Consider the following 12,754-nt stretch of genomic DNA (forward strand, 5'->3'; position numbering starts at 1 on the left):
TAATAGCCTTACTTTCGTGTCGAGATGGGGGTCACCTTGTGGAAAAATGGAAGAGAGATGTCGAGCACATCCGACAAACGACAAATTTACCTATCGAATATGTACAAGTCTCACAAACAGATGCAGTACAAGCCCAGCAGGATTGGGTACAAAAAGGCTGGGAGCAAGTTGCCATCCATTCGAGCAACGGTGTAATGACAATGATCCTTATTGAAACGGCATTTTGGCATACTTCAGCCCGAGCGTTGTTGGATCTGATTTTTCCTCAAGTGAATGATCCAGCAACGCTTCCCTTCCCTAAACAGATATCCCATTGGCTTTCGGGCATTGTCTCCGGCTCCCCTGTAGCGATCCCTGCTCAGCTGGAAGCGAAATGGCCGTGGAAAGAAGCCCGCGTCTCCTTTTTATTAGAGCGATGCAGACCAGATCGCAAGGGAGAATGGGATACTTTGCAGCCCTTGTTGCATGATTTTTTTGAAGGAGTACCCGATTTCATTCCGTTGACGCAAATACATGCCCTTCTCATCGTCCCTGTCTCCATGCTCGATCATCAAAAAACAGCTTCAGAGCTTTTGGAGTGGGCATCTGGCTTACACGATCTGATTTCGATGGAATGGATGGAACCCGTTCGCCTTGTTGTCGGATCGCCAATCACGAGTCCACTTGCATTGGACGACACTCTTTTACGACAAGTATCACTCTCGCGTGCCCTTCAATCCTATCGACCACAAATGATGGTTGCTGGGGACTGGTCGTATCCGTTAGAACGATGGGCAGCTTCTCTCCCCAAAGAAATAGCAGCCGCAATCGCTAACGAGTTGGCCGCTGTCATAACCGTTCCACACATGACAGATGAACAACTGGAAACATTAGATACGTTGTTCGCCAGACAATTGAATGTAAGCGATACAGCACGGCAGCTTTTCCTTCATCGGAATACACTGTTGTATCGATTGGACAAGCTGACGGAACAAACCGGTTTAGACCCGCGATTATTTCCTGATGCCGTCATGCTGCAGCTCTACCTTCTCTTTCGTCAAAATTAACAAAACATTTCGTATATACTGTCCATATCCTTCTTGCTAGTGAATTGGTACCCTACCCTTACAGTCATCCAAGAATTTGCTCTCTTCACAAACCCGAGGAGGTGCCTTTTTCATGGCAAAGGTAAGTCTTTCCCACATTTATAAACGATATGGAAGCAGCGTAACAGCAGTTGACGATTTTCACTTGGAAATTCAAGATCGCGAATTCCTCGTTCTAGTCGGACCATCTGGTTGTGGAAAATCTACCACGCTGCGCATGATTGCAGGTCTGGAAGAGATTTCGGAAGGTGATCTATACATAGGTGATCGTCGAGTCAACGATGTGGCTCCCAAAGATCGCGACATCGCCATGGTTTTTCAAAGCTATGCACTCTACCCGCATATGAATGTATACGAAAATATGGCTTTCGGCCTGAAATTGCGCAAATTCTCCAAATCCGATATTGATAAGCGAATTCAAGATGCAGCTCGAATCCTCGATATTTCGCATTTACTAGACCGCAAGCCAAAAGCTCTCTCCGGGGGCCAAAGACAGCGTGTCGCATTGGGTCGTGCGATCGTGCGTGAGCCGCAAGTATTTTTGATGGATGAACCATTGTCCAACCTCGATGCGAAGCTGCGTGTACAAATGCGCACGGAAATTTTGAAACTGCATCAACGTTTGAATACCACGATTATTTATGTGACGCACGACCAGACGGAAGCCATGACCATGGGAGACCGGATCGTCGTCATGAAGGACGGCCTTATCCAACAGGTGGCAACCCCGACTGAAATCTACAATCATCCAGTCAATCTGTTTGTAGCGAGCTTCATCGGCTCGCCTGCGATGAACTTTGTGAAAGGGAATCTTTCCGAGAAAGACGGGGCGCTCTATTTTGATGCGCAAAATATTCATGTACGCTTCCCAGAAGATAAAGCCAAGACTTTACGGGAAAAAGGTTATGTAAATAAGCAGGTTATTTTTGGTATTCGCCCGGAGGACATTTACAGCGACGCCTCTTTTATGGAAGCAAATCCATTTGAGAGTTCACTGGAAGCAGAAGTTGAAGTCGTAGAAAACATGGGTTCCGAATTGTACGTCTATTTCCACAATATCGGGGATACCCAGATGGTAGCGCGCGTGGATTCTCGTGAAGCGCTAAAACCAAAGATGAAGGTAAAACTAGCGATGGATCTTGCCAAATGTCATGTATTTGACAGCGAGACAGAAGTAGCTGTATTCTAATAGCGAAGTGAGAAGGAGTGTCCCATCGGCATTCCTTTTCCTATTTTTTTGTGCAAAACCTATATAGAGAGAACAACTAGAGGTAGCGTGGAGAGGAGCGGATAAGAAGTGGCTTATCAAATCGTCTTTTTTGACATTGACGGAACCTTACTGAACACCGATCACATCATTCCACAAACAACGGTGGACGCCGTACAAACATTAAAACAAAACGGTGTCCATGTCGCGATCGCAACCGGTCGAGCTCCTTATCATTTGATGCCAATCGCTGAGCAATTGGGCATTGAGACATTCGTGGGCTTTAACGGGTCGTATGTGAAGAGCGAAGGGAAGATCATCCATCACACGCCAATTGCTACAGATACATTGGCAAAGCTCGAACAAATGGCGGAGGGTCATTCCCATCCCATGGTATTTTTGAGCGCAGATCACTGCTATGCCAATGCCACGGACCACCCACATATCATCGAGTCGTTTGATTGGTTGCGACTGGAATCCCCAGCGTATCGCCATCGCTACTGGGAGGAAACGTCGATTTATCAAGCATTTCTCTACTGTGGCGCTGATGAATCGAGATACACGGGTGAATTCCATGACGTCTCTTACATTCGTTGGCATGAACACTGCATGGATATTTTGCCCCCAAACGGCTCCAAGGCAAAAGGAATTGAAGCCGTCTTAAAACATTTTGGACTATCTCCTACCGATGCTGTTGCCTTTGGAGACGGATTGAACGACAAAGAGATGCTCTCCTATGTTGGCATGGGGGTAGCGATGGGTAATGCTCATGAAGAGCTGAAGCCGTTCGCCAATATGATTACACGCCACGTAAACGATAGTGGCATCCAGCATGGCTTAGCACAGCTTGGTTTAATCTAGTCACACTAACTGTAAGCTATTTCCTTCATAATCACTCCCTTCATGTGCACGCTATAGACAACAGCACTGGAGGGAGTGAGTTTTTTTGCGCGTCTGGCCTTTTGTTGCCGCTGTTGCCTTGCTCGGTCTCGTCGTTGTCCCGTATCGGATGAATCAGAATGCAGAACAAGAAATGCGCGAACCTCATCCCCGCGTGACATCGGTTCAAGCGAGAATTCCTCGTATTAACTACATTGAACAGGTGAAAGACATTCGTCGTGACCTGGAGAAAAAAAGCCATATTCAAACGCTTCATCATAACCAGCGTGATCGCAGCCATTATGTAGAAAATGAAGTCGTCGTGCGCTTTTCACCACGCCCCAAGCAAGAAAAAATTGATCAGCTCGTTTCTTCATTAGATGCCAAGATCAAACGTGATTTTGACAAATTTCTCATTATCAAATCAAAGAGCATGACTACCAAGCAGCTCATGAAAAAACTGGCTGAACATCCTGACTCCGTATTTGCCGAGCCAAATTACCTCTTACTCCCGAACGTGAAACCAAACGATACGTATTACACAGAATACCAGTGGAATCTTCCTCTGATTGGCATGGAGCAAAGTTGGGACGTCAGCGAAGGCAGCAGTGATGTCATCGTTGCAGTCGTCGATACAGGTGTGGATATGAAGCATCCAGAATTTGCTGGTAAGCTGGTCAAAGGCTACAACGTTTTGGATGGCAGTAGCAAACCTGAGGATGATAATGGTCATGGTACACACGTATCAGGTGTCATAGCGGCGAAAACGAATAACGGAGATGGCATTGCCGGGATGTCCTGGAATAGCAAGCTCATGCCGATCAAAGCCATTGGCGCAGACGGTTCGGGATCAGCCGTGGACATCGCACAAGGCATTTATTGGGCGACAGATAACGGAGCGGATGTCATCAACTTGAGTGTAGGTAACTATACCTCCTCTGCTGCTCTGCGGGAAGCATGTCGCTATGCCTTTGATAAAAATGTTGTGTTAGTCGCTGCTTCCGGAAACGATGCGAGCGATCAGCCTAGCTTTCCTGCTGCCTATGATGAAGTTCTCGCCGTTGCCGCTGTCAATCATCGTAAAGAACGCGCCGATTTTTCCAACTTTGGTGATTATGTGGATGTATCTGCTCCTGGGGTCGATATTCCGAGTACGTACATTTCTAGCGACTATGCCTCCCTATCAGGTACTTCGATGGCGTGCCCTCATGTCGCTGCACTCGCTTCGCTCATCCGTTCCGTTCATCCCAATATGAATTCCCAAGACGTGATGAATCTCATTAGACAATCCTCGACTGACCTCGGTGCTCCTGGGCACGATCAGTTATACGGATACGGTATGATCAATGTGAACCAGGCTCTTCGCCAAGCCCAGCCGGCCGAGCAAGTCAAATCAGAACAACCTCCAAAAACAATCGGCGGCTTGCTTAATAAGTTCTTTCAACGTCTGCGCTTTGGTGGGCAATAAGTTCAGTGATAAACTTCCATGGACAAAAAGGCGTACGTACCGATCCAAGGTTTGTACGCCTTTTTTTATATACTTTTCGGTGCGGTACGAATAGAAAAAAGGTGGCTGTTGACCACCTTTGTTTGTTACTCAGACTTTGGCGTACCATAGGCTTCATAAGCCTTGCGCAGTATCTCAAAGCTTTGCTTTTTTCGTTCATGGTACGTTGGTAAATCCCATTTGTCCCATTGGTACAAGAGTGGTTTGGAGGCTTCGCGCGAGAATGGCTTCTGATTGGAATGTGCAAATACTTCCACTCCGACACCTTTACTTTCGGTTGGTACTGTTCCTTTCGCCTCATACGGATATTTCCAAACCTGTTTGCTGCTCGGGTCAGTATACCCTAAAAGCATCCAAGGAATGCGTATTTCCAAAACATTGCCCTTTGCATACCAATCTGCCAGTGAGTTGTACGCCGGATCTTGCGGATCAGAAATCCCTGGCTTCATGATGCCCACTTCCAGCTCTTCGAAAGGTACTGTTTTCTTCGTTTCTGGTAAATACAATGCTTTGTTGAGCGCCAGCTTCCACGGCAAGAATATGCCGCTATCTGCTTGATCATAACGTTCGTCCCATGGCAGCATTCCCTTGAGGTACCCGTATAGCCAACTATGCTGATCATAGGCACTATTGACAAAAATGCGAGAATTGCTTTCCCCTTGCATTCGCAACAAAAATTCGATCTCTTGGGAAAATGTAATACCTGGTGCTTTATCCGCAGTTCGACTCCCACCACTCAGCGTATCGAAGCCAATATCCAGCGTGTCCTTTGAGAAATCCCACTCTCCTTCGCTCTTCTTTAGCATGAGAAACAAGTACGCTTCATCGTGTGTAACAGATAGATCAAATCCCGGATAAGCACGTTTGACGCGCTGAAGTCTTTTTTCCCAATCTGCTGTTTTCCCATCGAGAACGATCTGGTCAGACGCGTAACTACCGGGTTCCACCGCGATGACGCCGAATTTTTCCTCGTTGGTTAACGTATTGCTCCACATCGCCCTCCGTTCCCAAGGCAGTTCCAGGTCAATCGTATTCCAGGTAAATTTGAACCATTCATCCTGCCATGCGAATAAAAGTGCGCCATCATAACCTTCTTCATAAATATTACGCAGCATATCGGCATTCATCTCGCCCTGCTCTTGTTCCGTATGCATTCCTTGATTCCGTCCAGCAGGCCCATAATGAGCCATTCCCCGTGAGCTAGGTACGCCATATTCGGCAACCAACAACGGGATTCCCTTATGGTGGGCACGCAGATCACGCAAGTATCCCGCATATGGGTCTAACTTGCCGCTGGCATCCCGGTACTTTTGGTACTTCTCCTCATATCGCAAAAAGTCCGGGTAGTACGGATAGACATGATAAGAGGCAAAGTAACCTGCTGTCCATTCCACCGATGCTTTCAGATTCATCGGGTCGATCGAGACCATATCCTCTTGCGGTAGCGGCTCGTTAGGATGCGACAGCGGATCGGTCGTCAGCCAGTTTGTGAACGATACCGGATGCTGCCATCCATATTTCATTTCTTCCTCAGCCAAATAATCAAGCATGAAGGCTAGCCAGCTTTCAAAAGGAGACGCTTTTTCCGTTGTCTTGATATATTTTCCCTGATAAGGAGGCATGTCCGGATGAGATGCATTCGTCACCTGTACCGTATACGGATACCACTCGGTACCCAGTATCCACCCTACCAAGTATTGCGACACATCTGTCCGATATTCACCGCTGGCACGACCGTACCGCTCTGGGAGTGTCACGTTTCCATGGATTGCTTGTACAGCGTCTTTAATCTCTTGGCGAAAATCTTTGGTTATCTCGGGAGTAAATGCATCCCGTCCTTTCCGATCTTCACCCGCGAGCGCTTCATCCGGCGACCAGATTCCTTGCAGCAGGAGCAACGGCTCTTCCTGTTTTTGGTTGAACTCGTGTAAAGCCTCATAAAAGATCGGAGGTAGAATCGTATAAATGCGAATTACTTTGTTATTCATTTCCTTCATTTGCGTAAACCAGCGCAAGTAATCCTCGCGGGTCGGGGAGAGCTCTCCAGGATAGTGTCCTGGTGTCGTTGCACCCAGATTGATTCCCGCCCAAAACACGGGTTTCCAGCCTTGCCCGTTATAGAGGGCAATATCCCCACCATCTACCTTGGCAACGAGCTTTTTGCCTTCACTTTCGAATACAGGCATCGGTTTTGACGCTTTGCTTGCTTCCATTTGTGCTTCGCTTTTTTTGACCAGTTCCCTCCACTTTTCATAATCATGGATGGCGTATCCGGCGTAGCCTGCAAATTCTTCGAGGTTATCTTCGAGAACGGCCAGTTGCTCCTCCAATCCTCCATGCCCTTCCTCATAAAAGGTGGTGTTTTCTCCCTCTGCGCTTTGCAGCAGGTTAAGACCAACGACCACTTTGTTTTTTTGATCGTCCGCTTCGTTCATGATCGGGTTCACAATTTCCAATACCCCGTTCGGTCCCTCTACCCTGTCGCGATAGGCCATTAACGTTACATGATCTAGCGTGCTGACCAGCCATTTGCTAACAGTTTCCGATTTGTCTGCCAGCGACAGCTCGTACATCCAAAACGGAATATCGACACTTAACTCCAACGCCGGATCCTTTTTGATTTCTGCGGACAAGTACTCGATATTGGCTACCCATTCGTTTTTGATTACTTCCTTGTTCTCATTCCATTCGGGTAGTACGTGAGGTTCAATATCGAGATGAAGGCCACTAAATCTTTCACCTTCCCCTGCTGATTTATTATAGGTCTGAACCCAGTTTAAGAAGGTGGTAATACTTTTTCGATTGGAAACGAGAGACCAGACCGGATCTCCTGCAAGAGCATCCACGCGAATGCCGGATGCATTTGCTGCCTTAATAAAGGAATGATAATCTTGATGGGCAACATTTTCTTGATCAATATGCAAATAAATGAGATTGACGTCATGTTGCTTGGCAAATGCGATGATTTCCTCTCTTTCTGTGACAATGAGCTGCGTATTCCAAATCCAGGTCGCGATGATCGGCGGAGTCCTATACAAATAAGCGATGATTGCGATGACTGGTATGATGATGATCACAAAACCAAGCAGTAGCTTTTTTTTGCTTAATCGATTCTGTTCTGGTTCCATGCTGTCTGTAAAAATAAGACATCCTCCTACTGACTACGATTATGTGCGGGTTGCCATCAACCGTTTGGCATACTGCTCTTTGATGCTTTGGCGTTCTCTGGCGATGGCCAAAGCGTCGTTCGGAACATCATCTGTGATCGTAGAGCCTGCCGCTACATAAGCGCCCTCCCCGATGGTAACTGGAGCTATCAAATTGGCATTGCAACCAATAAAGGCGTGATCGCCAACGATCGTTTTATGCTTGCGGACGCCATCGTAGTTGACAGTGATTGTACCGCACCCTACGTTTACATGTTCACCAATATCAGAATCACCAATATACGAGAGGTGAGCAACCTTTGCACCTTTCCCGAGACGTGAATTTTTCAGTTCGACAAAATCTCCGACCTTTGCCGCCTCACCTACATCTGAACCTGGACGAATATAGGCATAAGGGCCAACCAATGCCCCGTCACGAATTATGCTGTTACATGCATTTGCATAACGAATTTCTACGTTACACCCTACTTCGCAATCCCTTACGTCTGCATTCGGTCCGATGACACAATTGGATCCTATTGTTGTTTTCCCACGGAGGTACGTTCCCGGATGAATAACCGTATCAGGTCCGATACACACATCGGCATCAATATAGGTGGAGGTTGAATCAATGAACGTGACCCCGTTTTGCATATGCTCCTCATTGATTCGCATACGGAGCAATCTCTCGGCGCAAGCCAGCTGGATTCTGTCATTCACGCCGCCCCCCTCTTCCGCATCATCGGTCATGAAAGCCCCAATGCGCTCGTCTTGCTCGTTTAAAATAGTCAAAACGTCAGGCAAGTAATACTCTTTCTGGGCATTATCATTTTTCACTCGGGATATGGCTTGAAACAGCTTTTGGTTGTCGAAACAATACATTCCTGTATTGATTTCACATACGAGCCGTTCTTCGGCTGTTGCATCCTTATGCTCCACGATCCGTTTTACAAGATCGTTTGCGTCGCGGATCAATCGCCCGTACCCTGTAGGATCGTCTACTCGTGCCGTTAAGACAGTTGCAGCTGCACGTTGCGTTTCATGCTGCGCAAGCAGTTGCTCCAGCGTTTTCTCCCTCACCAATGGTGTATCCCCGCTCAACACGATCGTTGTCCCCTGTTTGTCTTGCAGGAGGTCAGCCGCCATCATCACTGCATGGGCAGTTCCTAATTGCTCGGACTGGTAAGCATAGCGGACAGAAGCACCGAACTGCTTTTTCACTTGCTCGGCCCCATGCCCTACAATCAAAATAATCTCATGGATGCCAAGTCCATGTAATCGGTCGACAATATGCTGGATCATTGGTTTTCCACAAACCTCATGGAGCACTTTGCACCGCGTAGACCTCATCCGTGTCCCTTTTCCCGCTGCCAATACAATTGCATAACGACTACTCATATGATCCTCCCAACAGATCGACTTATTTGGCTTCTTTGAAGTACGGCCTTACTCTGTTGACAATATCCTCAACAATATCTCTGGTTCCCATTGTCGTTGTCTGTTGACCTTTCTCGTAAACCTGAAGCATGATTTCTATCAACGTTTTTTGATCAAGAGTTTGGTCAGTGGAATCCATCATGGACAATTCAGCCCCTTACGGAATTAATGTAAATCCGACAAGTCAAAATGGGGAAAGAATCCCGTTCTATCCAATAAACTGGCTGTTCCGGGATTCTTTCAAATCATATTTTTTTATTCAACGGTTACACTTTTGGCAAGATTCCGTGGCTTGTCTACATCATTGCCCAATGCCAGAGAAGTGTAATAAGAGATCAACTGCAGCGGAATAACGGACAGGATGGGGGTAAACACAGGCAATGTCGCAGGCACAAAGCACACTTCATCTACATTTCTGTGCAATTCCACATTCCCTTCCAATGTGATCGCTAACACATTCCCACCTCGTGCCTTCACTTCTGTAATATTGCTAACCATTTTTTCTTCCAGCTCTTTTTGTGTCACCAAGGCAATGACAGGTGTACCCTCTTCGATCAAAGCCAGCGTTCCATGCTTCAATTCCCCTGCAGCGTATGCCTCTGAGTGCAGGTAGGAAATTTCCTTCAGCTTCAAGGACCCTTCCAGCGCCACAGCATAATCAATACCTCGACCGATAAAGAACAGGCTGGCATGATTTTTGATGGACTCGGCATAGACGCGAATATCATCCGCATGTTGGAGTGCCTTTTCAGCCTGCTCAGGCAGTTGTCGCAGATTGGCAATCATGAATTCCCGTTCTGTTGTCGTAAGCGTCTCACTCACCTGAGCCAGATACAATCCAAGCAGATAAAAAACGATGACCTGAGAGGTGTACGCCTTCGTTGAAGCGACAGCAATTTCCGGTCCGGCAAAGGTAGCAAGCACATAATCGGCTTCACGGGCAATCGAGCTACCTTGAACATTGGTGATGGCCAAGACCTTGGCTCCCAGGCGTTGACTCTCCCGCAACGCTGCCAGCGTATCAGCTGTTTCACCCGACTGACTCACGACAATGACCAGCGTTTTTTCAGATATAATAGGGCGTCGATATCTGAATTCTGAAGCGACATCGACCTCTACGGGTATCCTCGCCAATTCTTCGATCACATTCTTGCCGATCAACCCTGCATGAAATGCGGTTCCGCACGCTACGATGAATATTTTCTCAAACCGCTTGATTTGTTCAGGCTGTAATTGAAAATCCTTCAATACAATTTGCTTTCCTTCCTCGTCAATCCGGTTGAGCAGTGTGTTACGGAATGCATTTGGCTGCTCGTAAATTTCTTTTAGCATGAAGTGCTCAAAGCCGTCCTTCTCCGTCTGTTCCACATTCCAATCTACGCGGAACATCTCTCGCTGAAACGGTTCGCTAGTTTCCACTTTCATGAGAGAAACGCTGTCTTGCTTGAGAACCGCCATTTCCCCGTCTTCCAGGATGACAATGTCGCGTGTGTGCTCAAGAACCGCAGAGATGTCGGAACCAATGAAGTTTTCGCCTTTGCCTACCCCGATAATTAATGGACTTGCCAATCGGACTGCCACCATTTTATCTGGTTCGTACTCGCAAACAACACCGAGAGCATACGCTCCGCGCATACGCAGCACTGCATTTCGAACTGCGGCGACAAGATCGCCTTCGTATAGGACAGCAATGAGATGAGCAATGACTTCTGTATCGGTCTCGGATGTAAACGTGACCCCATGGTCCAAAAGCTCCTGTTTGATTTCCAGATAGTTTTCGATAATACCGTTATGGACAACAGAAAACTTTCCTGATTCATCCGTATGCGGATGTGAGTTCTCATCTGACGGACGGCCGTGAGTGGCCCAACGCGTATGTCCGATTCCCAAACAACCTTGAATAGGAGATTGGTTGAGCCGTTCTTCCAAAACGGCCAGCCTTCCTTTCGATTTGCAAATCTCCATTTTTTCACCGTTAAATATTGCGACACCAGCCGAGTCGTAGCCGCGATACTCCAACTTCTGCAAACCATTTGTCAGGATTTGTTGCGCTTGTCCCTCACCAATATATCCCACGATACCGCACATACGATTGCCTCCCTATTCCGTAATCATCAGCAAGTTTTCTAGTTAAGCCAGGAGTACGACTCGTTCTTCCTCGATGTGCATCCTTGCCGGATTTCCAAGCTTGTATATGTGTTGACCCGTTATGCTGTCAAAAGCATTTCGTGTATCAATGATGGCTACACCCAGATCAGCAAACTTCTGGTAGTCAAAGCTCTTATGATTCGTAACGAGTACCATGCAATCGTAATTTTTCATTTGTTCCAAGTCATGCGGAATGGAACGAACGGTGTTCCCGCGTTTGTCTACAAAGCTTTGTGCATAAGGATCGTAGTAATCGACACGTGCTCCGTTTTCCTGGAACAGCTCGTAAATATGCAAGCCTGGGGATTCACGCAGATCATCAATGTCAGGCTTGTAGGCCATCCCCAAAATGAGAATCCGCGAGTTTTTGATTGATTTGGCATAAAGATTCAGTACCTGTGCGGTTTTATTGATCACATAGTCTGGCATATTGTCGTTAATCGATTGTGCCAGTTCGATAAATTTGCTATGAAAACGGAAGCCCTTTGCCTTCCAGGAGAGGTACATCGGATCAAGCGGAATGCAATGTCCCCCAATTCCAGGACCTGGATAAAACGGCATATAGCCAAACGGTTTCGTTGACGCAGCTTTGATAACCTCCCACACATCGATGCCCATTTTGTCGCACATCATAGCCATTTCATTAATAAAAGCAATGTTTACACTCCGGAATGTATTTTCCAATAATTTAGACATTTCAGCGACTTTCGGGGAAGAAACCGTTACTACATTGGTAACCAAATTGCTATACAGCAGGGCCCCCAACTCCAAGCACTTTGGCGTGGTTCCCCCAATTACTTTTGGCGTATTATGTGTGTTAAAGGAATAGTTACCTGGATCTACACGCTCAGGAGAGAAGCAAAGGAAGAAATCCTGTCCGACGGTCAGACCCAGCTTTTCGAACTCCCATTGGATCAATTCTTCTGTCGTTCCAGGGTAAGTTGTGCTTTCAAGCGTAATCAGAAGGTTTTTCTTTTTGTATTTGATAATTTCACGGACAACTCCCTTAATAAAGGAGGTATCCGGGTCTTGATTTTCACTGAGCGGTGTTGGAACACATATGCTGACGGCATCCAGCTCCTTGAGCACCCGATAATCAGTTGTCGGGAAGAATCGCTGAGCAGAAAGGCTTGATTGGATCACATCGCAAGGAACGTCCTGGATATATGATCTGCCTGCGAGCAAGCTTTCTACCTTTCGCTGATCCAAATCGATCCCATAAACAGAGAAACCGCTTTTGGCCATTTCCATTGCGAGGGGCAGACCAACGTACCCAAGTCCAATTACCCCAACTTTTACGGTTTTTGATTCCATTTTTTGCTTCAATTTTGTGAAGTAGCTCATT

General features: G+C 46.9%; 9 protein-coding genes. 4 read left to right on the plus strand and 5 right to left on the minus strand.

Annotated features, from left to right (window positions below):
- Positions 1-38 precede the first annotated feature (38 nt).
- From HP399_RS20190 to HP399_RS20205, 4 genes are all read left to right on the plus strand, one after another.
- Entirely contained in the window at positions 39-1,046 is a 1,008-nt protein-coding gene (locus HP399_RS20190) for a PucR family transcriptional regulator (protein WP_173620874.1), read from the plus strand.
- Positions 1,047-1,158: 112 nt separating this feature from the next.
- Positions 1,159-2,274 (plus strand): ABC transporter ATP-binding protein, encoded by a 1,116-nt coding sequence (locus HP399_RS20195; RefSeq protein WP_173620875.1) that lies wholly within the window; start codon positions 1,159-1,161, stop codon positions 2,272-2,274.
- 108 nt (positions 2,275-2,382) lie between these two features.
- Positions 2,383-3,153: a Cof-type HAD-IIB family hydrolase gene (locus HP399_RS20200; protein WP_173620876.1), complete on the plus strand. Its 771-nt coding sequence runs from the start codon at positions 2,383-2,385 to the stop codon at positions 3,151-3,153.
- An 85-nt stretch (positions 3,154-3,238) separates the two neighbouring features.
- Complete coding sequence (locus HP399_RS20205) at positions 3,239-4,639, plus strand: S8 family peptidase (protein ID WP_173620877.1); 1,401 nt, start codon at positions 3,239-3,241, stop codon at positions 4,637-4,639.
- Positions 4,640-4,764: 125 nt separating this feature from the next.
- On the opposite strand, the gene HP399_RS20210 is transcribed toward HP399_RS20205, so the two are convergent.
- From HP399_RS20210 to HP399_RS20230, 5 genes are all read right to left on the minus strand, one after another.
- The gene (locus HP399_RS20210) at positions 4,765-7,806 is read right to left on the minus strand and encodes a hypothetical protein (protein WP_173620878.1); all 3,042 of its coding nucleotides are present in this window, start codon (positions 7,804-7,806) and stop codon (positions 4,765-4,767) included.
- 39 nt (positions 7,807-7,845) lie between these two features.
- The gene (gene glmU, locus HP399_RS20215; RefSeq protein ID WP_173620879.1) at positions 7,846-9,222 is read right to left on the minus strand and encodes a bifunctional UDP-N-acetylglucosamine diphosphorylase/glucosamine-1-phosphate N-acetyltransferase GlmU; all 1,377 of its coding nucleotides are present in this window, start codon (positions 9,220-9,222) and stop codon (positions 7,846-7,848) included.
- 22 nt (positions 9,223-9,244) lie between these two features.
- Positions 9,245-9,403 carry a YwzD family small protein gene (locus tag HP399_RS20220; RefSeq protein ID WP_157966782.1) on the minus strand — a complete coding sequence of 53 codons (159 nt, stop codon included), beginning with the start codon at positions 9,401-9,403 and terminating at the stop codon, positions 9,245-9,247.
- Between the two features lie 113 nt (positions 9,404-9,516).
- A complete protein-coding gene (gene glmS, locus HP399_RS20225; RefSeq protein ID WP_173620880.1) occupies positions 9,517-11,349 on the minus strand; it encodes a glutamine--fructose-6-phosphate transaminase (isomerizing) in 1,833 nt (610 codons plus the stop codon).
- A gap of 42 nt (positions 11,350-11,391) precedes the next feature.
- Positions 11,392-12,753 carry a nucleotide sugar dehydrogenase gene (locus HP399_RS20230; RefSeq protein ID WP_173620881.1) on the minus strand — a complete coding sequence of 454 codons (1,362 nt, stop codon included), beginning with the start codon at positions 12,751-12,753 and terminating at the stop codon, positions 11,392-11,394.
- Position 12,754: the final 1 nt, after the last annotated feature.

The sequence above is a fragment of the Brevibacillus sp. DP1.3A genome, assembly GCF_013284245.2.
Taxonomy (GTDB): domain Bacteria; phylum Bacillota; class Bacilli; order Brevibacillales; family Brevibacillaceae; genus Brevibacillus.